Annotated in this window: 21 protein-coding genes and 1 pseudogene; 6 read left to right on the forward strand and 16 right to left on the reverse strand. The window is 66.3% G+C overall.

The features are described 5' to 3' along the window. Positions 1 to 89: 89 nt before the first annotated feature. From LFT44_RS15050 to LFT44_RS15095, 10 genes are all read right to left on the reverse strand, one after another. Entirely contained in the window at positions 90 to 1,064 is a 975-nt protein-coding gene (locus tag LFT44_RS15050; protein WP_236799213.1) for an ABC transporter permease, read from the reverse strand. Beyond that, positions 1,054 to 1,779: an ABC transporter ATP-binding protein gene (locus LFT44_RS15055; RefSeq protein WP_236799214.1), complete on the reverse strand. Its 726-nt coding sequence runs from the start codon at positions 1,777 to 1,779 to the stop codon at positions 1,054 to 1,056. The genes LFT44_RS15050 and LFT44_RS15055 overlap by 11 nt, the downstream gene beginning before the upstream one ends. A gap of 25 nt (positions 1,780 to 1,804) precedes the next feature. Then, positions 1,805 to 2,932 (reverse strand): ABC transporter substrate-binding protein, encoded by a 1,128-nt coding sequence (locus tag LFT44_RS15060; RefSeq protein WP_236802910.1) that lies wholly within the window; start codon positions 2,930 to 2,932, stop codon positions 1,805 to 1,807. Positions 2,933 to 3,063: 131 nt separating this feature from the next. Further along, a complete protein-coding gene (locus LFT44_RS15065; RefSeq protein WP_236799215.1) occupies positions 3,064 to 4,230 on the reverse strand; it encodes an RtcB family protein in 1,167 nt (388 codons plus the stop codon). 127 nt (positions 4,231 to 4,357) lie between these two features. Beyond that, positions 4,358 to 5,134, reverse strand: coding sequence for a hypothetical protein (locus LFT44_RS15070; RefSeq protein WP_236799216.1), 777 nt, complete (start codon positions 5,132 to 5,134; stop codon positions 4,358 to 4,360). 213 nt (positions 5,135 to 5,347) lie between these two features. Then, entirely contained in the window at positions 5,348 to 6,763 is a 1,416-nt protein-coding gene (locus LFT44_RS15075; RefSeq protein ID WP_236799217.1) for a sulfate adenylyltransferase subunit 1, read from the reverse strand. Beyond that, on the reverse strand, positions 6,763 to 7,707 hold the full coding sequence (cysD, locus tag LFT44_RS15080) for a sulfate adenylyltransferase subunit CysD (protein WP_236799218.1): 945 nt from the start codon (positions 7,705 to 7,707) through the stop codon (positions 6,763 to 6,765). The genes LFT44_RS15075 and cysD overlap by 1 nt, the downstream gene beginning before the upstream one ends. Further along, on the reverse strand, positions 7,704 to 8,432 hold the full coding sequence (locus tag LFT44_RS15085) for a phosphoadenylyl-sulfate reductase (protein WP_236799219.1): 729 nt from the start codon (positions 8,430 to 8,432) through the stop codon (positions 7,704 to 7,706). Before LFT44_RS15085 ends, cysD begins: the two co-directional genes overlap by 4 nt. Next, positions 8,432 to 10,177 carry a nitrite/sulfite reductase gene (locus LFT44_RS15090; protein ID WP_236799220.1) on the reverse strand — a complete coding sequence of 582 codons (1,746 nt, stop codon included), beginning with the start codon at positions 10,175 to 10,177 and terminating at the stop codon, positions 8,432 to 8,434. Before LFT44_RS15090 ends, LFT44_RS15085 begins: the two co-directional genes overlap by 1 nt. A 54-nt stretch (positions 10,178 to 10,231) precedes the next feature. Continuing rightward, positions 10,232 to 11,101: a sirohydrochlorin chelatase gene (locus LFT44_RS15095; RefSeq protein WP_236799221.1), complete on the reverse strand. Its 870-nt coding sequence runs from the start codon at positions 11,099 to 11,101 to the stop codon at positions 10,232 to 10,234. Between the two features lie 60 nt (positions 11,102 to 11,161). Here LFT44_RS15095 and LFT44_RS15100 point away from each other — a divergent pair, with 60 nt between their 5' ends. Together LFT44_RS15100 and LFT44_RS15105 are read left to right on the forward strand one after the other, a co-directional pair. Beyond that, a complete protein-coding gene (locus LFT44_RS15100) occupies positions 11,162 to 11,815 on the forward strand; it encodes a trimeric intracellular cation channel family protein (RefSeq protein WP_236799222.1) in 654 nt (217 codons plus the stop codon). 52 nt (positions 11,816 to 11,867) lie between these two features. After that, positions 11,868 to 12,296, forward strand: a complete 429-nt coding sequence (locus tag LFT44_RS15105) for a hypothetical protein (protein ID WP_236799223.1) — start codon at positions 11,868 to 11,870, stop codon at positions 12,294 to 12,296. Between the two features lie 111 nt (positions 12,297 to 12,407). Here the strand turns inward: LFT44_RS15105 and LFT44_RS15110 are convergent, their stop codons facing one another. The 5 genes and pseudogenes from LFT44_RS15110 to LFT44_RS15130 form a co-directional block, all read right to left on the reverse strand. Continuing rightward, on the reverse strand, positions 12,408 to 12,998 hold the full coding sequence (locus LFT44_RS15110) for an endonuclease domain-containing protein (RefSeq protein ID WP_236802911.1): 591 nt from the start codon (positions 12,996 to 12,998) through the stop codon (positions 12,408 to 12,410). 162 nt (positions 12,999 to 13,160) lie between these two features. Beyond that, positions 13,161 to 13,247 (reverse strand): annotated as a pseudogene (locus LFT44_RS15115) (hypothetical protein); the annotation flags it as partial. Between the two features lie 386 nt (positions 13,248 to 13,633). Next, positions 13,634 to 14,734, reverse strand: a complete 1,101-nt coding sequence (locus LFT44_RS15120; RefSeq protein WP_236799224.1) for a polyprenyl synthetase family protein — start codon at positions 14,732 to 14,734, stop codon at positions 13,634 to 13,636. Next, positions 14,731 to 16,071, reverse strand: a complete 1,341-nt coding sequence (locus tag LFT44_RS15125) for a geranylgeranyl reductase family protein (protein WP_236799225.1) — start codon at positions 16,069 to 16,071, stop codon at positions 14,731 to 14,733. The genes LFT44_RS15120 and LFT44_RS15125 overlap by 4 nt, the downstream gene beginning before the upstream one ends. Positions 16,072 to 16,074: 3 nt before the next feature. Next, the gene (locus tag LFT44_RS15130) at positions 16,075 to 16,851 is read right to left on the reverse strand and encodes a demethylmenaquinone methyltransferase (protein ID WP_236802912.1); all 777 of its coding nucleotides are present in this window, start codon (positions 16,849 to 16,851) and stop codon (positions 16,075 to 16,077) included. Positions 16,852 to 16,962: 111 nt separating this feature from the next. On the opposite strand from LFT44_RS15130, the gene LFT44_RS15135 reads away from it, so the two are divergent. The 4 genes from LFT44_RS15135 (at position 16,963) to LFT44_RS15150 (ending at position 21,334) form a co-directional block, all read left to right on the forward strand. Further along, a complete protein-coding gene (locus tag LFT44_RS15135) occupies positions 16,963 to 18,363 on the forward strand; it encodes an isochorismate synthase (RefSeq protein WP_236799226.1) in 1,401 nt (466 codons plus the stop codon). A 243-nt stretch (positions 18,364 to 18,606) separates the two neighbouring features. Further along, the gene (locus LFT44_RS15140; protein ID WP_236799227.1) at positions 18,607 to 19,566 is read left to right on the forward strand and encodes an ABC transporter substrate-binding protein; all 960 of its coding nucleotides are present in this window, start codon (positions 18,607 to 18,609) and stop codon (positions 19,564 to 19,566) included. Positions 19,567 to 19,601: 35 nt separating this feature from the next. Next, the gene (locus LFT44_RS15145) at positions 19,602 to 20,561 is read left to right on the forward strand and encodes an amino acid ABC transporter permease (RefSeq protein ID WP_236799228.1); all 960 of its coding nucleotides are present in this window, start codon (positions 19,602 to 19,604) and stop codon (positions 20,559 to 20,561) included. Then, positions 20,558 to 21,334 carry an amino acid ABC transporter ATP-binding protein gene (locus LFT44_RS15150; RefSeq protein WP_306968954.1) on the forward strand — a complete coding sequence of 259 codons (777 nt, stop codon included), beginning with the start codon at positions 20,558 to 20,560 and terminating at the stop codon, positions 21,332 to 21,334. Before LFT44_RS15145 ends, LFT44_RS15150 begins: the two co-directional genes overlap by 4 nt. A 96-nt stretch (positions 21,335 to 21,430) precedes the next feature. On the opposite strand, the gene menD is transcribed toward LFT44_RS15150, so the two are convergent. Further along, positions 21,431 to 23,248: a 2-succinyl-5-enolpyruvyl-6-hydroxy-3-cyclohexene-1-carboxylic-acid synthase gene (gene menD / locus LFT44_RS15155; protein ID WP_442863751.1), complete on the reverse strand. Its 1,818-nt coding sequence runs from the start codon at positions 23,246 to 23,248 to the stop codon at positions 21,431 to 21,433. Between the last annotated feature and the right edge of the window lie 19 nt (positions 23,249 to 23,267).

Consider the following 23,267-nt stretch of genomic DNA (forward strand, 5'->3'; position numbering starts at 1 on the left):
GCGGCAGGAAACAGCAGAGCCCGACGGCGGGACTCGCCGTCGGGCTCTTGCGGTGCGTTGGGAAGGGGCTGTGTTGGGAAGCGGTTGGGTCAGCGGGTGCTGCCGGCCAGGAGGCCGCGGCGGCGCAGGAGCCGCTTCTCGATGGGGCCGAAGACCAGCAGCTCGATCAGGATGCCGACCGCGAGGATCAGCAGGATGGCAGCCATGACGATGGTCATGTCGGACAGATCCCGGCCCTGGTCCAGCAGGGAACCCAGGCCAAAGCCGATGGTGCCGCCCACGGCAATGATTTCCGCGGCCATGAGGGAGCGCCAGGAGAAGGCCCATCCCTGCTTCAGGCCGCTGAGGTAGCCGGGCAGCGCGGCCGGAAGGATGACCTGCAGGGCCATCTGGAGCCGGGATGCGCCCAGGACGGTGCCGACCCTGCGGTACTGCGGTGGAATCTGGTCCACGCCCGAGATCAGCCCGTTGATGATGGACGGGATGGCGCCCATGAACACCACGAAGTACACGGTAGCGTCAGTAAGTCCGAACCAGATGATCGCGGCCGGAACCCAGGCCACCGAGGGCAGGACCTGCAAACCGGAAATCAGGGGGCCAAACGCGCGGCGCAGCGGTGCAACCTGGGCCAGCAGCAGGCCCACCGGCGTGGCGATGGCCACCGAAATCAGGAAGCCCACCACACCACGCTGCAGGGACGTCCAAATGGATTGCTGGAACTTTCCGTCGCTCCACAGGACGCCCATCTGGGCCACGACGTCCAGGGGGCCGGGAACGAGGTCTCGCCGCTTCACCCCGAGCGAGACATAGAACTGCCAGATGAGCACCAGGACCACCAGCGCGGCCACGGGCAGCAAAATGCGGCTCCAGTCGACCCGGTGCTTGCGGTCGGCGTCGGACTGCAGCGAGTCAAGGCCGGACTCGAGTTCCCGGAGGTCCTCCTTGCCAGTGGACGTCCGGGTCAAAGCGGCATGCACGTGCTCACGGGTTTCGGAAGCATCAGCCGTAGCACCGGATGCCGCCTCCGTGCGTGCTTCCGCGAGGGGTGTCGGGTTACTTGGCATGGCGGCGAATCTCCTCCCGCAGCCGGGCGGTGATAACCCCGGTCAGCTGGCCGGCGAGCCCGGCGTCGGTTCGGTGTTCCTCGGTGACGGCCCATTCCTGGACTACGCGGCCGGGGCGGGAGGACAGCAGCAGGACCCGCTGGCCCAGGCGGACGGCCTCGCGGACGTTGTGGGTGACGAAGACGATGGTCCGCCCGGTTTCCTTCCAGATGCGCTCGAGCTCGTCGTGCAGCAGGTCCCGGGTGATGGCGTCGAGGGCGGCGAACGGCTCATCCATGAGCAGCAGCTGCCGGTCCTGGGCCAGGGAACGGGCCAGTGAGACGCGCTGCCGCATGCCACCGGACAGCTCGTGCGGGCGCTTATCCCCGGCGGAGCCCAGGTGCACCAGTTCCAGGAGCTCCTGGGCTTTGGCGCGCCGTTCGGTTTTGCCCACGCCGCGCAGCTTCAGGGCCAGCTCGATGTTCTCCCGGGCCGTCAGCCACGGGAAGAGGGCGGCGTCCTGGAACATGAAGGCGGCGCCGTCGCTGGGTACTTCCAGGGCGCCCGACGTCGGCGCTTCGAGTCCCGCGATGATGTTCAGGAGGGTGGATTTGCCGCAGCCGGAGGCACCAAGGAGGGCAACGAATTCGCCCTGTTTGATGTTGGCGTTGACGTCGTCCAGTACCGGGGCGCCGTCGCCGAAGCGCTTGCCCAGGTGTTCCAGTACGACTGGCATGGTGGCGTCCTTAGGTAGTGGTGGGTCAGTCCTGGCCGAGGCCGGCAGCTGAGATCTTGTCGCCGCCGGTCACCTGGTTCAGGCCGCGAAGGTCGAAGAGGCCGTTGATGTCGGCCTTTTTGGTGGTGCCTGCGTCCACGCCGTCCTGCAGCAGCTTGGGGTAGCTGCCGGCCAGCGGGTCGAGGGTGAAAGTGATGTTGGACAACGATCGGGCCAGGACGTCAGCGGGCAACGCTGCCCCAGCGGATTCCTGCAGGGCGGAGTTGATGAGGCTGGCCTTCTCATCGGCCGGAGCCGAGTTGAGCCATGCCACCGAGTCCGCATTGCCCTTCAGCAGGGCCCTGACGGTGTCCGGGTGGTCAGCAGCGAATCTCTGGTTCACGATCAGGATGGTCGTGGGAAACTCGCCGGGCTTGCCGGTGCCGGCCCCATCCCACAGGTCTTTTTCATCCACCAGCACCTTGGCGCCGGCCTGGAGCACCAAACGTGAGGCCCAGGGCTCAGGCAACCAGGCGCCGTCGAGCTTTCCGTCCTGGAACAGCTTCAGCGTCTGAGCGTTGTCCGTGGGGTTGATGGCCACGTCACCGCTGCCGTCCACGTTGGTCTTGTAGCCCTGCTTGGTGAGCCAGGCCCGGAGTGCCACGTCCTGGGTGCCGCCGAGCTGCGGGGTTGCCAAGGTCCTGCCTTTGAGGTCGGCCGCGGAGTTGATCCCCGGCTCGACCACCAGCTGCGCACCACCGGCCGCGGCTCCGGCAATCACGCGCACGGACTGGCCCTGGCTCTTGGCGAACGAGTTGATGGCCGGATTGGGGCCGATGTAGGCGGCATCGATGGCGCCGGCGTTCAGGGCCTCGATCGCGGCCGGGCCGGCGTTGAAGGTCTCGGTGCTGAGCTTGGTGCTGCCCAGGGCCTCCGCGAGGAGTCCCTTCTTGACACCCACCAGCGCTGCGGCATGGGTGACGTTCCCGAAGTAACCCAGCTTCAGCTCGGCGGCCGGGGTGGGCTCGGCGGCCTGTGCCTCGGTGTTGCGGGAGATGTTGGAGGCCACGATGGCCCCGACGGCGATCAGCAGGACCAGCCCGATGGCCAGGGCAGCCTCGACGGCGCGTTTGCGCGTGGGGACCGCGCTTTCGCCTGCCACGATGCGGGTCATCCCGGGCTTGGAACTAGTCATTGTTTCACCATAGGGAGTGGCCCAAACCCGTTCAACGAAGCGGAAACGGGGGGTCACGCACGTTCATCTGGCGTCATATTTTGCCCTGCTGTTGCCCGGGCTGCCCAGATTCAGTTGCCCTTGACGTTGACCAGCTGCCGCAGTTTGTGCCGCACGGTGACCAGGTCCGCGGCGTCCTGCATGACCTGGTCGATCGGCTTGTAGGCGGCCGGGATTTCGTCAATGAAGGCCTCCGACGCGCGGAACTCGATGCCCCGCATGGCGCGTTTCAGTTCCTCCAGGGTGAATGTCTTTCGGGCGGCGTTTCGGGAGTATTCCCGCCCGGCCCCATGCGGGGACGAGTTCAGCGATGCAGGGTTGCCCCGGCCTTCCACAACATATGACGCCGTCCCCATGGATCCAGGGATCAGTCCGGGATCGCCGTGGCCGGCTTTGATGGCTCCCTTGCGGGACACCCAAACCGGCTTGCCGTAGTGCGTCTCCTGCTGGGTGAAGTTGTGGTGGCAGTTGATCCGCTCGCGTTCCTGCACGGGGCCTCCCACCCAGCGGCTGAACTGGGCGGTCACGCGGTCCATCATTTCCTCCCGGTTCAGGAGGGCGAAGTGCTGGGCCCACCGCAGCTCGGCAATGTACCGCTCGAACTGCTGCGTCCCCTCATCCAGGTAGGCCAGGTCCGGGTGGGGCAGGCGGATCTGATGCTTGCGGCCCACGTGCTGGGCGACGCCGATGTGGTGCTGCGCGATCCTGTTGCCGATGCCCCGCGAGCCCGAATGCAGGAAGAGCCACACGCCGTCGTCCTCATCCGCTGAGACTTCGATGAAGTGGTTGCCCGAGCCCAGGGACCCCAGCTGCAGCTCCCATTGGGCGACGTATTGGGCGGGGTTGAACCCTGCCTTGGCGGCCCGCCGCTTCAGTTCGGCGATTCGTGGCTCAGCAGTGGACAGGACCTTCCGGTTGTTGTGGCCGGCGGACAGCGGGATGACCCGCTCGATGTCCTCGCGGAGGCCTTTGCGGTCCTTCGGCAGGTCCTTTACGGAGTACTGGGTGCGGACCGCAATCATGCCGCAGCCGATGTCCACTCCCACTGCGGCCGGGATGATGGCGCGGAGTGTGGGGATCACCGAACCCACGGTGGCGCCCTTGCCCAGGTGCGCGTCCGGCATCAGCGCCAGGTGGGGGTAGATGAACGGCAGGCCCGCCGTCATCACCGCCTGTTCGCGGGTCTTGTCGTCCAGGATCGACGCCCAGTTCAAGAGTTTCGGACTGATGGTTTCCATTGCCGCCTCCTCTGACAACCATACGAGACGGCAGAACCGCGGCTCGTTCGCCTGATCCGGCCTTGGAAGGTCAGGTTTGGCGAACGGGCCGCGGGTTGCGGAAGCGGACGGTGCGGAAACGGGGCATCTACGCCCGGCGGTGGGCGGGCTGTCGCTGATCCTGGAAAGTCAGGTTCAACCGGGGCCGCCGCATGTTGCGCAGGTTGAACCAGCAGAACATCATCAGCCCAAAGTACAGGGTCAACTCCATGACCTCGCCGTATTCGGAAATGACGAAGGTGGGGGTCGGCCAGATTACCAACCGGAAGAGGCGATAAGCCGCAGCCAGCCCGAAGGCGGGCACGAGACAGAGCGGGGGTACAAGCAGATGGCTGTACGTGGAGTGCTTCAACCGTTTCCGGAACGCCGCCCAAAGCGGAACGCATGTTCCATACAGGCTTGCCAGGAGCATGGCATACGGGACCAGCACCTGCACCGCCCGGAGGTTGTGCAGATTTGTCTCACCCTGGCGGTTGACCTCTTGCAGCTCTTCAGGGGTGCCCCATCCGAAGATGCGCTGGCCCCAGGAAATTTCCTCACCGGCAAGGAACACAACGCCAAGGGCCACCACGCCGTAAAGCAATGCCATGCCCACTTGCCGTCTCCGCAGCAGGCGGACGCTGACCAGCGCCAGAATGACGGCGGCGGCCACGAGGCACGCAAACTGGAGCCACTCGATCGGGTGGTCCTCGTCCACAATCCAGAGATAGAACTCCTTGAAGGGAACAGTTGCCGCCACAGCGACGGACAGGATGATGGGCAGCAGTACCAGCAACCGCGCCCGGCGGGGAGCAATGTTCCATTCGCGCGAGTCGATCGTGACGAGCTCGCTCCCCCTTGTGTACCACTCCTGGTTGGTTGGCATCCTGCCTCCTCAAAGTATCCGGCCATGGCCTGCAGTCGCAGGCATTGATGCAATGCCTGAGCTTCCCACGGCTCCAAACAGGCAGGGAACATCCCCCGGCAACCTTTGTGGTAAACGTGCGGAATGCCGCAGTCACGTGAAATCGCCGGAAACGCAGCGGGGCCGCCGTAACGATACGGCGGCCCCGCAGGGTTCAGGCGATTCCGGTGCGAACTAGATGCTGTAGCGCTCGTCCTCGTGGTCGCCCGGGTGGTCCTTGACCAGGCCCGCGGCCAGCGTGTTGCCGTCCAGCGGATCGATGACCAGGAACGCGCCGGTGCGGCGGTGGTGCAGGTAGTTCTCCAGCGGCAGCGGTGCGGCGAGGCGCAGCTGGGCGTGCCCGATGTCGTTGAGCTCCAGGCCGGAGGCGCCCTCGAGCTTGAAGGTGGACAGGTCCAGCTTGCCGGACACGCTGCGGACCATCGCCTGGACGGTGCGGGTTCCGTGCTTGACCAGCACCTTCTGCCCTTCGCGCAGCGGCTTCGGGGAGAGCCAGCAGAGGGCGGCGTACAGGTCGGCGGAGGCTTCGCGGACGGTGCCGGCGGCGGCGATGGTGTCACCGCGCGCGACGTCGAACTCGTCCGCCAAGCGGATGGCCACCGACTGCGGCGCGGCGGCTTCCTCCAGGGAGGCGCCGGCAAAGTCGATGCCCGCCACGGTGGTGGTCCGCGGGGACTGACCGGGCGTCAGGACGGACACCTGGTCCCCCACCTTCACCGACCCTTCGGTGATCTGGCCGGCGTACGCGCGGTAGTCGCGGTAGGCCTCCGCGTCCAGCCCGGCGGCCACGGCGTCCGGTGCCAGGGCACCCTGCGGCCGGATGACCAGCTGCACCGGGAACCGGAAGCTTTCCAGGTGGCTTTCGAGTTCATCGGCGGCCGGAAGGGTCTCCAGAACCTCCAGCAGTGCGGGACCGGTGTACCAGGGGGTGCGCTCCGAGCGCTCCACAACGTTGTCGCCGTCGAGCGCGGAGACAGGGATCACCAGCAGGTCGGAGATCCCGTCCGAGCCGAGGCCCAATTCGCGGCCCACCTGCTGCACATCCGCTTCGATCTCACGGAACACCGACTCGCTGAAGTCCACCAGGTCGATCTTGTTCACGGCCACGATCACGTGCGCCACGCGCAGCAGCTGCAGGACGGACAGGTGGCGGCGGGTTTGCTCCAGCACGCCCTTGCGGGCGTCGATGAGTACGACGACGGCATCCGCGGTGGACGCGCCCGTCACGGTGTTCTTGGTGTACTGCACGTGCCCGGGGCAGTCGGCCAGGATGAAGCTGCGCTGGTCGGTGGCGAAGTAGCGGTAGGCCACGTCGATGGTGATGCCCTGTTCCCGCTCGGCGCGCAGGCCGTCGGTCAGCAGGGCCAGGTCGATCCCGCCCTTCTCGCCGCCGAAGCCGCGGTCAGCCGAGGTGCGGGCGACCGCGTCAAGCTGGTCAGCCAGGATGGCCTTGGAATCGTGGAGGAGGCGGCCCACTAAGGTGGATTTGCCGTCGTCGACCGATCCTGCCGTGGCGAACCGGAAGAGTGTGGTGGGCAGGGCGGTTTCCAGGCCACCGGCAGCGCCGGACAAAACAGTTTCCGTGGTCATTAGAAGTACCCGTCCTTCTTGCGGTCTTCCATGGCGGCCTCGGAGATGCGGTCATCTGCGCGGGTGGCGCCACGTTCGGTCAGGGTGGAGGCGGCCACTTCTACCACCACGTCGGACACCGTGTAGGCGTTGGACTCGACGGCGCCGGTGCAGGACATGTCTCCCACGGTGCGGTAGCGGACAGTCTTGGTGATGACTTCCTCATCGGGCCGGGGCTGGGAAACCTCACCCACCGGGCGCCACATGCCGTCGCGGGCGAAGACCTCGCGCTCGTGGGCGTAGTACAGCCCGGGCAGTTCGATGTTCTCGCGCTCGATGTAGCGCCAGATGTCCAGTTCAGTCCAGTTGCTGATGGGGAACGCCCGGACGTGCTGGCCCACCGTGTGGCGGCCGTTGTACAGGTTCCACAGCTCGGGGCGCTGGTTGCGCGGGTCCCACTGGCCGAACTCGTCGCGCAGGCTCAGGATGCGTTCCTTGGCGCGGGCCTTGTCCTCGTCGCGGCGGCCGCCGCCGAACACGGCGTCAAACTTGTTCTGCTGGATGGCGTCCAGCAGCGGGACGGTCTGCAGCGGGTTGCGGGTGCCGTCGGCACGTTCGGCGAGTTCGCCGCGGTCGATGAACTCCTGCACGGAGCCGACCACGAGCTTCAGGCCGAGCCGTTCAACGGTGCGGTCGCGGAAGTCGATGACCTCGGGAAAGTTATGGCCGGTGTCCACGTGCAGCACGGGGAACGGAACCTTGCCTGGCCAGAACGCCTTGGTGGCCAGGTGCAGCATCACGACGGAGTCCTTGCCGCCGGAGAACAGCAGCGCAGGCTTCTCGAACTCGGCAACAACCTCGCGGATGATGTGGATCGCTTCGGACTCCAGGGTGTCCAGACTGCTGAGGCGGGTTGAGACGGCGGACTCAGTCACCTGGGTCTCCTCGGTTAGTGAAGTGCTCATACGTGAAGTCCGCATTCTGTCTTGTCGGAGCCTGCCCAGCGACCGGCGCGGGGGTCTTCGCCGGGCGCCACCTTGCGGGTGCAGGGCTGGCAGCCAATGGAGGGGTAACCCTGGGAAAGCAGCGGGTTGACGGGCAGGAGGTTGTCGTCCGAGTACTGCACCAGCTGGTCGAACGTCCACGCGGCCATCGGGTTGACCTTGACCAGGCCGTTCTTCTCGTCCCAGCTGACCAGAGGCGTGTTGGTGCGGGTGGGTGCTTCGTCGCGGCGGACGCCGGTAAACCAGAGTTCGTAACCGGCAAGGGTGCGCTGCAGGGGCGCCACTTTGCGGAGGGCGCAGCACTGGGCAGCGTCGCGGGCAAACAGGTCCTTGCCCAGGAGCCGGTCCTGCTGCTCCACGGTGGTCTCCGGAAGCACGTCCACCACGTTGACGCGGAGGTTGGCGGCCACCTCGTCCCGCGTGGCGTAGGTTTCCGGGAAGTGGTAGCCGGTTTCCAGGAACAGGACGTCGACGCCGGGCATCTGGTCCGCGACCAGGGCCGGCAGGACGGCGTCAGCCATGGAGCAGGCGACGGCGACGGCGGGGAGTTCGAAGTTGCGCTCCACCCAGGCGATCACGTCACGCGCGGGGGCGTCCCAGCCGAGTTCGGCGGCGCCGGCCTCGGCCAGTGCCTTAAGCTCCTCCGTGGGGCGCTTGGCAGGTGCGGGTGCGAGATGCTTTGCCATTACTGCAGTGCCTCCTCGTCTGCTGTGTGGGCCCATTCGGCGAAGGTCTGGCCTTCGGCGCGGTCGGCAACGAACCGTCGGACCACGCGCTCCACGTAGTCGGGCAGGTCGTCGACGTATACCTTCAGGCCGCGGACGGTGCGGCCCAGGCCTGCTTCCTCTCGGTCGTTGTTTGCCAGCCCGCCGCCAAGGTGGACCTGGAAGCCCGGGGAGGGGTCGCCGTCGGGCGTTGGAAGCATCATGCCCTTCAGGCCGATGTCCGCCGTCTGGATGCGGGCGCAGGAGTTGGGGCAGCCGTTGATGTGCAGGGAGAGTGCCGCGGGCAGCTGGCCCGAGCCGGCGAGGTCCGCGAGGCGGCGTTCGAGTTCGGCGACGGCGGTAGCGGCCGTGTACTTGGTCTCGACGATGGCCAGCTTGCAGTACTCGATGCCGGTGCAGGCGATGGTGCCGCGGCGGAACACGGACGGGCGGGCGGAGAGGCCCAGGGCGTCGAGCTCGGCCACCAGGGGCTCCACCTGGTCCTTCTCGACGTCCAGGACCACGACCTTCTGGTGCGGGGTGGTGCGCAGCCGGTAGGAGCCGCGGGCCTCCAGGGTGTCCGCGAGCTTGACCAGGCCGGATCCGGAAAGGCGGCCCGCGATCGGGGTGGCACCGATGAAGAACTTGCCGTCCTTCTGCTCGTGCACGCCCACGTGGTCGCCGGGGGTTGAAGGCTTGGGCGCGGCGGGGCCGTCGGCCAGCTTGTAGCCCAGGTATTCGTCCTCCAGGACCTGGCGGAACTTCTCCGTACCCCAGTCGGCCAGCAGGAATTTCAGGCGGGCCTTGGTGCGCATGCGGCGGTAGCCGTAGTCGCGGAAGATGCTGGTGACGCCCAGCCACACGTCGGCGGCCTGGTCCGGCTGGACGAAGGCGCCGAGGCGCTTGCCCAGCATGGGGTTGGTGGACAGCGCGCCGCCCACCCAGAGGTCGTAGCCAACGCCGAGTTCCGGGTGTTCAATGCCCACGAATGCGCAGTCGTTGATCTCGTGGACCACATCCTGGCTGGGGTGGCCGGTGATGGCGGTCTTGTATTTGCGCGGCAGGTTGGACAGCAGCGGGTTGCCAATGAACCGCTCCCCCAGCTCGGCGATGAGCGGGGTGGGGTCGATGATCTCGTCCTTGGCAATGCCGGCCACGGGCGAACCCAGGATGACGCGGGGCACGTCGCCGCAGGCCTCGGTCGTGGACAGGCCAACACTTTCCAGGCGGTTCCAGATTTCCGGAATGTCTTCAACCCGGATCCAATGCAGCTGGATGTTCTGGCGGTCGGTGAGGTCGGCAGAGTCGCGGGCAAAGTCCACGGAGATCTGGCCGATCACGCGCAGCTGCTCTGTGGTGAGCGCGCCGCCGTCGATCCTCACCCGCAGCATGAAGTACTTGTCCTCGAGCTCGTGCGGTTCAAGCGTGGCGGTCTTGCCGCCGTCGATTCCCTGCTTGCGCTGGGTGTACAGGCCCCACCAGCGGAACCGGCCGTGCAGGTCCTGGCTGGGGATGGCGTCGAAGCCTTCCTTGGCGTAAATGGTCTCGATACGCTCGCGGACGTTCAGGCCGTCGTCTTCCTGTTTCCAGGTTTCGTTGGCGTTCAGCGGCGTCTTGCCGTCCACTTTCCACTGGCCGTGCGGCTTCGCGGCGGGGCGTGACGGGCGTGCGGGGCGCTTGGGGGCAGCCGAGTCCGCGGACGCTCCGGCTAGAGCTGTATCAGTCATGCATCGACTGTAGGGCGACGCCGAATAGCGTCACAAAGGCCCGGAAACGCTAAGTCACCTAGGGAAATATTTCGTCACGAAACGCCGGACGGCCTTGAACAAGCCACCCTGCTGTGCATCCTGGGACCCCGCGTCGGGCGCCTCCGCCGGGGCAGGCGCGGGACCTGGCGGAGCAGCTTCCGCGGGGGTTTCGTTCATCTTCGCGACGGCGGCGTCGTACCTGTCCAGCGCAATCTCGGCGAGTGTCGGGGACGGCAGCAGGGGTTCGGTGACGACGTCGGCCCCCGCCTTGGCCAGCTGGTCGTGGAAGAAGCCCGGCGCCAGCAGATACGAGGCAATCACGACGCGGCCGCCGACGTCGACCGCTCCTGCGGACTCCCCCGCCCCGGCACCTCCGGCGAGCTCCTCGCGCAGCATGGCGACGGCGTCGGGCACGGACGGCTGGGCGGAGGCACCGTAGGCGGCCACCATCCGGTTGGACCGCAGCTGCTGCAGCTGGCCCAGCAGCTCCTCGACGCTCACTGCGGCGTTGGGGTTGGACGAGCCCGCCGCGGCCAGGACGATGACGTCGTTGTCCGTGGTGCCGGCCTCGCGGAGGCGCTGGTCCAGCAGCTGCGCGAGACGGGGATCGGGGCCGAGCGGGGCGGCCGCGGCACTGCCGGGACGGCTCTTCACGGCGCGGGCGATGTCCACTTTCACGTGGTACCCAACGCTCAGCAACAGCGGCACCACCACGGCGGGCTCCCCCTCCGGCAGGCCCGCCACCACGTCCACGAGGTCGGGCTGCTGGACGTCCACGTACGCTTCGCGGACATCAAGCCCGGGGCGCAGTTCCGCGATGGCGGCGCGCAGGGCATTGACCTCCGCGGCCCCCTGTGCGTTGGACGTCCCATGGGCGCAGGCGATCATGATGGGGCTGTTCATAGGGGCTAGCGTAACGTTGGAGCCGCCCTGTCCGCCCTCTTTGAAATGCCAGGACGCCCCATGACCTTCGCCTTTGACAACTCCCCGGTGTGGCTGGATCTGCTGGGCGTGTTCTTCTTCGCCGTCTCGGGCTCGCTGCTGGCTGCGCGGAAGCAGATCGACATTGTCGGGTCGCTGCTGCTGGCCTCTTTGGTGGGGCTTGGGGGCGGCGTGATCCGCGACATCATCCTGGCCATCGTCCCGGCGGCCTTCACCAACCCGGCCTATCTGGCGCCGCCGCTGCTGGCCACCGCGCTGGTGTTCTTCCTGTTCTCCAGCGTGCAGCGGTACACGTCGCTGCTGATCCTGTTCGACGCCGCCGGCCTGGCCCTGTTCTGCATGACCGGCACACTCAAGGCGCTGGCCACTGGGTTGAATCCCGTGGCTTCAGTGCTGTTGGGAGTGACGACGGCGGTGGGCGGCGGTTTGCTCCGGGACATCACGGCCAATGAGGTGCCGGAGCTCTTCAACCCGAAGGACATCTACGCGCTGCCGGCATTCCTCGGTTCCTCGTTGACGGCGGTGCTGTGGGTCCTTGGCGTGTTCAACGTCCTGACCGCAGCCGGGATTGCGGCCCTGGTGTTCACGTTCCGGGTCCTCGCCTGGCGGCGGTCCTGGCAGGCACCTCTCGCCGTGCGCGGGTGGCACCGGCGGGCCACAGATTCGGGGCTATGAGAGCCGTTGCCGCTGGCATTCTGGGGTGCTCTAAATTGGCTAGGATATGAGCATGACTGACATGTTCCTCGAGAAGTTCAAAGCGCTTGTTCCGAAGTATCTCGAGGATGAATGGCAGGAAGAGGACGGCCTGGCTCCCGGGGAACTCGATTCCCAGCTTGCCGAGCACCAGTTCCAGATTCCCCTGGTCCTGCGCGAGTTCTACCTCGCCCTGGGCGGCTGCGAGGACCTGATGGAGGCGTACCACTACTTCTGGGACCCCGACGAGCTCGAAGTTGATGACGAGGGCTTCCTGATGTTCCTTGAGGACGAGGACGAGGAGTACACCTGGGGCTTCCGCGTAGGCGACCTCAGCGTGCCGGACCCCATTGTCTACCGCCGCAACAACGCCCGCGGCCAGTGGAAGTCCGAGGAAGGGACCTTCTCCGAGTTTGTCTTCGACATGTTCGAGTGGGCCTTCGAGGACGAAGAGGAAGAGTAGGCCCCTCCTTCCCGGGCACCCTTCGCTCGTGGGGCACATTGACACAGAAACGCCGTAACTTAAGCCCGTAGTCCCAGGTGCGGCGTCCAAAGTGCCCCACGACGGCGGTACTCACCTCGTGCTGAAGGCTCCCCGCCTGCTCTGCTCAAGTACCGCAAGCACCTGGGCCATCATCTGCTCTGGGTGATGGACGACGTCGGCATAGCTGAACCTGAGGCAAAGCCGGCCGCCGACCACCGTGGCGTTGTTGCGGGCCCGGTCCTTCCTAACTTGCTTCGGCTCCAGATGGGTCTGGCCGTCCGTCTCCACCACAAGGCAGTCCTCAACCAGGAAGTCCACCTCGCCAACACCATCGAGTTCCACATGCCTGCGGACACTGAGCCCAGCCGCGCGGAGGTGGTAGTTGGCCAGTACCTCCAAGACCGAGTCCGCACGCGGAATGACGTAATCCAGGACGGCCCTGGCGCGGGCATTGCGGTTGCCGGGCAGTTTGCAGCGCAGGAAGTCCACCGTTATGTTTCCTCGCTGCGCAGCACACTGCACCATCACCAGGGCTTCCAGCATCGGAAGGCAGCGCAAGGCGTGCATCAGGACGTCTGCCAGACCGGCCGCCGGAAGCCAGGGGTGCACTGGATGAAGGATCCTGCCGCGGGGGAGCGTTCCCGGCACCGCACTCTTGTGGCCCGGGCTGACATGGAGCACGCTGGGCTTCTGCAGAGTCCACAGCTGGTAAAGAGGGGCAGCTGAAAGACCCGTCAGGTGTGCATTGTGCTTCAACGCGAAGCCGAGCGCTCCTCCATCGTCAGCCAGAGCGTAAACACCCCGCCGAATCCGGACTATGCGCCCCGCCTTCAAGGCCTTGTCCAGAAGGGTTCGGCGAATACCAGCCTTGCTGATGCTCGCAGTTCTGGGGACGCCTCCCCTGTCACGCAGAAAATCCTCAATCTCCACAGCTCAACGATGGCGCTGGCCGTGAGCAAGCGTCAGCCCGGGACTTTGTCATGTGGACAACGTGCCGTCGAGGGGCACTTCGACACGAACCCGCCGTACCATCTCGCCCCATTCGCGGTTCAGGCCGTCAATGTGCCCCACGACCGTCAGAGCAAGCAGGAAAAGTCCGTGACAGATCACGTAAAGAGAGACTTGCGCATTATGACAAAGCTGTCATAAGCTATTCACGGATCCGCTAAACGCCTCCGGCGGGTCTGATGCGAACGGAGAGATAGCCCCGGTTCACAGCAGCTTCGGTTGCTGAGGGCCGGGGCTGTCCCGTTAAAGCGAAGAAGCCCGGCCCTCCAGCGAATCACCAGAGGTCCCGGGCTCCTAACGAACGGGAATCAGCTGGCGCGGTCCACCACAGCCAGGGCGAAGTTGGACAAGGACTCCTTGACCACGCCCTCCGGCAGCGGAGACAGGGCGGCGATTGCTTCGCTGGCCCACTGGCGCGCCACCACCCATGACTCAGCGGTCACGGGGTGTTCGCGCAGCCCGGCGACAGCGGCAGCCAGTGCCTCGTCGGAGGACAGGTCGCCGTCGATGAGCTTCAAGAGGTCGACGGCGGACTGGTCGCCATCAGCGGCAGCCTTGCGCAGGAGCAGCACGGGCAGGGTGGGAACCCCTTCGCGCAGGTCCGTTCCCGGGGACTTGCCGGACTTCACTTTGACCCCGGTGACGTCAATGACATCGTCAGCCAGCTGGAAGGCCACGCCCACCTTCTCGCCGTACTCCACCAGGACGTTTTCATAGGCCTCGTCAGCGCCGGAGAAGATCGCCCCGAACTGGCCGGAGGCGGCAACCAGGGAACCGGTCTTGTCCGCGATCACTGAGAGGTAATGCTCGATGGGGTCCTCGTCCGGCCGCGGACCGACGGTTTCGTGCAGTTGGCCGAGGCACAGCCGCTCGAAGGTGCGGGCCTGGATGCCCAGCGCGCGGCCGCCCAGTTCGGACACCAGGATGGATGCCCGGGCAAAGATGAGGTCACCGGTCAGGACGGCCACGGAGTTGCCCCACACCTCGTGGGCCGTGGGGGCACCACGCCGGAACGGGGCGGAGTCCATGACATCGTCGTGGTACAGGGTTGCCAGGTGCGTCAGTTCAACCACGACGGCGGACTGCACCACGGCGGGCAGGGATGCGTCCCCGAGGTGGGCGCAGAGCAGGGTCAGCAGGGGCCGGATCCGCTTGCCGCCGGCCTCCACCAGGTGGCGCGACGTTGCGTCAGCAAGGGGGTCCGAGTTGGCGATGGCTTCGCGGAGTTTTTTCTCCACCTTGGCCAGGTTGGTGGTGATGGCCGGGCCCAGTTCGGGGTCCCCCGCAATAGCCGCAAAGCCTGCCGGCAGCTGGAGTCCGGTGGCGATCGCGGTGGTGTTGAGGCTGGGTTCGGAGTCCGGCAGGCCGTGCCCGGCGTGCGTCCAGCTCTGGTCTGCGGATTTGGTCACGGGTTAACCCTAACTTTTTGTTGCGGATACCGCTGGTTCGAAGCTGGCGGGACAGTGGATGTATTACTTGTGGCCGGAACCAGCGATTCCAGCACGCGGATCACCCGGTCCTCGAAGCCCTTCGCGGAGGGGTCCGTGAGGTTGGCAAGAAGCCGGACCACGAACCGCATCAGCACCGGAATCGGCATGCCGGTGCGCAGCGCAAGCTTCATGACGGCGGGCTTGCCGATCAGCGCGGCGAAGGCCCGCCCAAGCGTGAAGTGCGAGCCCCACTGGTCCCGCACGTAGTCCGCGTACCGCGCAAGGTGCGCATCGGCGTCGTACGTCCCGCCTGAAGCAGCCGAGCGCGAGGAAGCGTCGATGATGAACTCCGCCGCAAACCGCGCGGACTCCATGGCGTAGGAGATGCCCTCGCCGTTGAACGGGGACACCATGCCGCCGGCGTCACCCAGAAGCAACAGGCCGGGCGAGTAGTGCGGGGTGCGGTTGAAGCCCATGGGCAGCGCGGCGCCGCGGATCTCGCCCACCTGGTTCTCCCGGGTGAAGCCCCACTCCTGCGGCATTCCGGCGGTCCATTCGCGCAGGACCTGCTTGTAGTCCAGCTTGCCGAAATCCTTGGAGGAGTTCAGGATGCCCAGGCCCACGTTGGAGGTGCCGTCGCCCACGCCAAACACCCAGCCGTAGCCGGGCAGCAGCTTGCCGTCGCGGCCGGGAAGCTCCAGCCAGCCTTCCATCCAGTCGTCGTCGGTGCGCGGGGAGGTGAAGTAGGTGCGGACGGCGACGCCGAGCGGGCGGTCGTCACGCTTTTGGATCCCCAGGGACACCGATGTGCGGGTGGAGTTTCCGTCGGCGGCTAGGACGACGTCGGCGCTAAACTCGCGCGTCTCCCCCGTCTTGCGCCCGGCCTCGTCAAGGAGCGCTGCGCGGACTCCGGTGACGCGGCCGACGTCGTTCTTAAGGGCATCGGTGACACTGTGCCGCTCAAGGATGGTGGCACCGGCCGACTCAGCGTGGCGGGCCAGTTCCTCGTCGAAGCCCAGCCGGGTGCGGATGAGGCCGTACTGCGGGAAGTCGGAGACCTCGGGCCAGGGCAGCTCGATGGTGCGGCCGCCGGCGATCAGGCGCAGGCCCTTGTTGCGCCGCCAGCCCTCACCTTCCGGGTGGGGCAGGCCGAGCTTCTGGATCTCGCGGACGGCGCGGGGCGTCAGACCGTCACCGCAGACCTTCTCACGCGGAAACGCAGTCTTTTCCAGGACCGTAACGTCCAGGCCAGCCTTGGCGAGGTAGTACGCGGCAGTGGATCCGGCCGGACCCGCGCCGACAATCAATACCTTCACAGGTCAGCGGACGATGTTGCGGCGCAGCTTGGCCACCGGGCCCTTGTGCGCGGCGATGGCGGCGGCAGCGCCCTCAGGCGAGGAATCGGCAGGCTTGAATGCCCGATGGACGGCAACGATGCCACCCGTGAGGTTGCGGTAGGTGACCTTCTCCCAGCCGCTCTCCTGCAGCCAGGCGGCCAGGTGGTCCTGGTCCGGCCAGGCCCGGATGGATTCGGCGAGGTACACGTATGCATCCGGGTTGGAGGCAACCTTGGTGGCGATGGCCGGCAGGGCCCGCATCAGGTATTCGGTGTACATGGTGCGCCACAGCGGAACCACCGGCTGCGAGAACTCGGCGATCACCAGGCGGCCGCCGGGCTTCGTGACGCGCAGCATCTCCTGCAGCGCCTTCTTGGGCTCGTTCACATTGCGCAGGCCGAAGGAGATGGTGGTGGCGTCAAAGGTGTTGTCGGCGAACGGCAGGTTGGTGGCGTCACCGGCCACGAAGTCGATATCCGGGCGGCGGCGCTTGCCCACCTTGAGCATTCCAAGCGAGAAGTCGCAGGCCACCACGTCTATGCCGGCGTCGGCATATGGCTCGCTGGAAGTACCGGTGCCAGCCGCGAGGTCCAGGACCCGCTGGCCCTTGGAGACTTCCATGGCATCCACCACGATCTTCCGCCAGCGGCGGGTCTGTCCCATGGAGAGGACATCGTTGACGACGTCGTATTTCGGTGCGACGTCGTCAAACATCGTGGCTACTTCGTCCGGACGCTTATCCAAGGATGCTCGGTTCACCATGACATTGTCTCAAATGTTCCCGACGGTCCTGACCAGCCCTGCTGCACGCCCGGTTCCAGCGGGGCGCCGGGAAGGGGGGACTCTACGCGGGAGTAGTGTTGTCTCATCATGACGAGCACGTTCCGCACCTTGACAGTCCCCCTGGATGGCAAAGCGTTCCCCGGGGGGCTGCCTTCGTTTTTGGTCCGGGACGACGTCCTGTGCTGGACCCGCCGCGAAGCCGGCCTGGCGGGCTTCGGCGAGATAGCGCGCTTCACCGCCACGGGCCCCGACCGCTTCCTGGAGGCGGACATCTGGTGGCGGCACCTGGTCCTTGAGGCAGACGTCACGGATTCCGTGGAGTTGCCGGGAACCGGTCCCGTGGCTTTCGGCTCCTTTGCTTTTTCCAAGACTTCCGCCCACGAGTCCCGGCTGATCGTGCCGGAAATTGTGGTGGGCGTGCGGGACAACCAGGCCTGGCTCACCCAACTGGCGTTCGACGGCGGCCCGCTCACCGAAGAGACGGCCCTCGCCGCGCTGGACCGTTGGCTCAGCAGTGGTTCCCTCGGCTCCCCGGTCGAAGAAGGCACGACGGCGGCAGCGGACTCCCCCGGGGACGCTTCAGTTGGTGACATGCCCGGTACGGCGGGCGGCGCCGTCGTACGCCCCCTCCCCCTGGCCGCCGGCGCAACACTGCACACGGGCTCGCTCAGCGAGGAAGCGTGGATGGATGCCGTGGCCGCCGGGGTTGAGGAAATCCGAACCGGCGCGCTCGAGAAACTGGTGCTTGCACGGGATGTGGTGGCAACTATTCCGTCCGGCGTACATGCCGCAGACGTGCTGCGCGAGCTCGCCGCGAGGTACCGCGAATGCTGGACCTACGGCGTGGACGGACTGGTGGGCGCAACGCCGGAGATGCTGATCCAGGTTGAAGGGCGCACCGCCCAGGCCCGAGTGCTGGCCGGCACCCTTGACCGCCGGGACGCGCACGGCGAGGACGGCTCCCCGATGGACTACGCGACGCGGGTGCTCGCGGGTTCCGACAAGCAACGGCACGAGCACGAGATCGCCATCCAGTCCCTCACCAGGCAGCTGGCACCCTTCTCCGAGGCCATGAATGCCCACGACGAGCCGTTCATCCTGGAGCTGCCCAACGTGTGGCACCTGGCCTCCGACGTCAAGGCGGAACTGACCGAGGTGGAGGGGCACGTCCCCACGTGCCTGGCCCTGATCAACGCCCTGCACCCAACGGCCGCCGTGTGCGGAACCCCCACCTTGGTTGCGGGTGAACTGATCCGCAAGCTTGAGCACCTGGACCGTGGCCCGTATGCGGGACCGGTGGGCTGGCTTGATGCGGCCGGAAACGGCGAATGGGGCATCGCCCTGCGGGGCGCGGTCATCGAGTCCCCTGAGACGGTCCGGCTGTATGCCGGCTGCGGCATTGTTGACGGTTCACAACCAGAGGCCGAACTGGCGGAGACCTGGGCCAAGTTCCGGCCGATGCTGGAGTCGCTGGGCATCAGCAGCTGACGTTTCGCGCCCCCAACTAGGTCGCAGTTAATGTCGTTTTGAGCCCCCTAAACGACATTAACTGCTAGCCAGTTGGGTAAGGAGTCTGGAATGACAGACTGCTCCCGCTCTGGAAGGCTTGATTTTGCCCCCGCTACAGTTATCCAATAGTGAAACTTAGTTGCGTGTGACGTACCTCTCTTGTTGAGCGTTACACTATAAGCCGCGTTAGTACCTCATAGCCCCTGCAACAAAAGGTAAGAAATGCAGACTCCCCGTACCCTCCTGGGCACCTCCAAGCTGACCGCTGCCACTATGATCGCCATCAGCGCCCTGGCCCTCTCAGCATGCACGAACGCCTCGGAAACGGGTCCCTCCAGCGCGGCCACCTCTTCAGGCAACGCCAGCGCCAGCGCCAGCTTTGATCCCACCACGGTCAAGAAGGACGATGCCCTCGCCGCCATGGTCCCGGACTCCATCAAGTCCAAGGGCACCATCACGGTCGGCTCCGACACCAGCTACGCCCCCGCCGAATTCCTGGGTCCGGACGGTCAGACTCCGGTTGGCTACGACGTGGACATCGCCAAGGCCATCGGTGCCACCCTGGGCCTCAAGGTCCAGGTGCAGACCGCGGAGTTCACCGGCATCCTCCCGGCCCTCGGCCCCAAGTACGACCTGGGCATCTCTTCGTTCACCATCAACCCGGAGCGACTGGGCGCAGTGAACATGGTCAGCTACTTCAACGCCGGCACCGCATGGGCCGTGAAGAAGGGCAACCCGAACAAGTTCTCCCTCGATGATGTCTGCGGCAAGTCCATCGGCGTCCAGACCGGCACCGTCCAGGAAGACCCGGATCTGGCCGACCGCAACAAGAAGTGCGTGGCCGACGGCAAGAAGCCCATCGACATCGTCACCCTGAAGAACCAGACGGATGTCACCACCCGCCTGGTCAACGGCAGCATCGACGCCATGGCCGCGGACTCCCCCATCATCGGCTACGCCCTGACCCAGACCAACGGCCAGTTGGAGAAGCTGGGCGACGTCTACGATTCCGCTCCGCAGGGGATCGCGGTGGCCAAGTCCGACACCGCCTGGGCCGAGGTCATCCAGAAGACCGTCACCAAGCTGATGGAAGACGGCTCCTACAAGAAGATCCTCGAAGGCTGGGGCAACGCCGAGGGCGCCATCACCAAGTCCGAGGTCAACCCGGCGGTTAAGTCTTGAGTTTTCGCGTTACCGACGACAAGTCAGGCGTGCACATGGAACACCATCAACACCGGGATGAACCGGTACTGAACAAGTCAGTACCGGTTCGCCATCCCGGCCGATGGATCAGCGCGGTCATCATCCTCGCTTTCGTTGCGGTATTCCTGCAGAGCCTGTTCACCAACCCCAACTTCCGTTGGGACATTGTGGGCACCTACATCCTTGACGTGAAGGTTGTCCAAGGCGTTGGCTGGACCCTCTTGCTGACGGTTGCCTCCATGGTGCTCGCGATCGTCCTGGCCATTCTGCTGGCGTTCATGCGGCAGTCCGACAACCCGATCTTCAGGTGGTCCAGCTGGGTCTGGGTGTGGTTCTTCCGCGGCACACCCGTGTACACCCAACTGGTCTTTTGGGGCCTGATCGCAGTTCTTTATCCAAAGATCAGCGCAGGTGTCCCGTTCGGACCCGAGCTCTTCAGCCTTGATACGGCGAGTGTGGTCAACGCGACCGTCGCTGCAATCCTCGGCCTAGGCCTCAACGAGTCCGCTTACCTGGCGGAGATCTTCCGCGCCGGCCTTAAGTCCGTGGACAAGGGCCAGCAGGAAGCCGCCGAGGCGCTGGGCATGTCCAAGGGCAAGATCATGTGGCGGATCATCCTGCCGCAGGCCATGCGGATCATCGTTCCTCCCACGGGCAACGAAACCATCGGCATGCTGAAGACCACGTCGCTGGTACTCGCGGTTCCATTCACGCTGGACCTGACGTTCGCCACCAATGCCCTGGCGAACCGAACCTATCTGCCGGTTCCGCTGCTGATCGTTGCCGCCATCTGGTACTTGGTGATTACCAGCATCCTGATGGTGGGCCAGCACTTCATCGAGGCGTACTACGGCAAGGGTGTGGACAACCTGGCCCCGGCAGCGGTCAATCCGGCCGCAGCCAAAGCAGCCGGCGCCGGCGCTGATGCGCACCACTCAATGAAGACGGACTTCCCCGAGGAGAGTGCACGATGACGATCACAGCAGAAAAGCCGCTGGTCAAGATCGAAGGCCTGCACAAGTACTACGGGCACCACCACGTGCTCCGGGGCATCGACATGACCGTCAACCAGGGCGAAGTGTCAGTGGTGATCGGTCCCTCTGGTTCGGGCAAGTCCACCATGCTGCGCTGCGTGAACCTCCTGGAGAGCATCAGTGCCGGGCGGATCTCCGTTGGTGGCCAGCTGATCGGCTACCGCGAGGTCAACGGCAAGCTCCACGACCTGAAAACCAAGGAAATCGCCGCCCAGCGCCGCGAAATCGGCATGGTGTTCCAGCGGTTCAACCTGTTCCCGCACAAGACCGCGCTCCAGAACGTCATGGAAGCGCCGGTCCACGTGAAGGGCCAGTCGAAGGCTGAAGCGCAGAAGCGTGCCCTTGAGCTGCTGGACCGGGTGGGGCTAGGCGACCGCGCCGGCCACTACCCCTCCCAGCTCTCCGGCGGCCAGCAGCAGCGCGTCGCCATCGCCCGGGCCCTGGCCATGGAGCCGGAGCTCATGCTTTTCGACGAGCCCACCTCGGCGCTAGACCCGGAGCTGGTGGGCGACGTCCTGAACGTGATGAAGGACCTGGCCAAGTCGGGCATGACCATGATCGTGGTCACCCACGAGATCGGCTTCGCCCGCGAGGTGGGTGACACGCTGACGTTCATGGACGGAGGCGTGGTGGTGGAATCGGGCGATCCCCGCGAAATCATCGCCAACCCGCAGCATGCCCGCACCAAGGAGTTCCTCAGCCGCGTGCTCTGAGTTTCACGCCTCCGACGCGCAAATGCCCTGTCGCTACCCGAATTTCGGGAGCGGCAGGGCATTTGCGCGTCATGGGCGGATTTCCGCGTCGAAACCCTACTGCCCGGAGAGCACTCCCTCGACCGCGGCGGCCACGGCTTCCTTGATCCGGGCGTGGAGCTGCCGGAGCGACCGCCGGTCCGTCCGGACCTCCACAATGCTGCGCCCCTGCACAGGCCGGTCGAGCGCTTCGGCGAGTCCCGCCGTCGTACTGACCATTGAATGTCCGACGCCGTACGCTGCGGCGAGTGCCGCGATGTCCACGGAGTGCGGGGTGCCGAAGAGGCGTTCGACGGCGTCCCCGTAGCGGCCGCCTTCCTCCACTCCCCCGTGTTCGAGCAGGCCGAAGATGGCGCCGCCGGAGTCGTTCAGGACCACGATCCGCAGGTCCGGCTGTTCCTCCCCCGCGCCAAGGAGGAGGCCGCCGGCGTCATGCAGGAAGGTCACGTCCCCCAGCAGGACTGTGGTTTCCTGCCGGCCCCCGATCGCGATGCCAGTGGCCGTTGAGATGGTTCCGTCAATGCCCGCCAGGCCCCGGTTCGCATACACGGTGGCGGCGGGGTCCGGTGCAGGCAGCCCGGCAAGGTCCACGTCGCGGATGCCGTTGGATGAACCGAGCAGCAGCTCCCCCCGGGCATTTTTCCACACCAGCGCGGCGACGGAAGGACCGGTAGCAGCGGCATCGGCGGACAGCACCTGGTCCAGCGCGTGCTGCGCGGCGGAGCCGGCCAGCAGCCACGTGTCCAGCCAGGCGAAGGCCCCGCGGCCGGCGAAATCGGCAAGGTCTGCGAGGTTCTCCAAGGGCAGCTCGGTGCGGCGCCCTGGCTCATACCAGGCGACCGGAACCGGCTGGTACAGGGCTGGCTCGACGTCGGCGCGGGCCAGGAGCGCAGCCACCGGGCGGGAAAGCGTGGGCCTGCCGAACAACACCACGCGCTCAATCGGCTGTGCCGAACCCGGCCCGAAGTGCTCCAGCAGCAGCCGGTAGGGGCCCACCGCATTGGGTCCGAACCGGGAGTTTGAAGACGGCTCGGCCAGCAGCGGCAGGTTGTGGGCGCGGGCGAACGCTTCAGCCACCGGGCCGGCGTCATGGCCCGCCAGCACCACCGTGCGACGCTCAGGCATGGACTCCGGTGCCGGCGGAAGGTTCATGACCAGCGGCTCGGTGCCCACCCGGTAGCGCTGCCGCTCCACAGCCTGAGGCAGCCCCTCGCCAGCAGCAGGAACCAGAGGGTCGCGGAAGGCGAGGTTGAGCTGGACCGGTCCCGGGGGCAGGTCCGGGAAGGCGCCGGTAGCCGCGGACAGCCCGGTTTCTATGGCCCGCTGCGGGCTGCTTCCTGCGGGGACGTCGGCGGCGAACCGGACCTGCTCCCCGAACAGGTCCGGTTGCACGGTGGTCTGGTTGGCGCCGGTCCCGCGCAACTCTTCGGGACGGTCGGCGGACAGGACGATCAGCGGGACGGCGGCATGGTTGGCCTCCATCACGGCCGGCATCAGGTTTCCGACGGCGGTTCCGGACGTGGTGAGGACGGCGGCGGGCGAGCCGGTGGACAGGGCCAAGCCCAGCGCCGTGAATCCGGCGGACCGCTCGTCGATCCGGACCAGCAGCTCCACCCGGCCCGCCGCCGATGCCTCGGCCAGGGCGTACGCCATGGGTGCCGACCGCGAACCCGGTGACACCACCACGTGCCGCACCCCGCCGTCGAGCAAAACTTCGACGGCGATCCGCGCTGCAGACAGCGCGCTCAACTCCTGTGTGTCCAGCTCAGGCGCGTCACCGGAGCGGACGGCATCTGCCGCGTCGGTGGAAGCAGGGACGTCGGTGCGGGCCTCTGTGGAGGCGGAGTCGGGCGCGGGTTCGTTGAACGAAGTCACCCAACCAGTCTGCCACCCC

The sequence above is a fragment of the Arthrobacter sp. FW306-05-C genome, assembly GCF_021801725.1.
GTDB lineage: Bacteria > Actinomycetota > Actinomycetes > Actinomycetales > Micrococcaceae > Arthrobacter.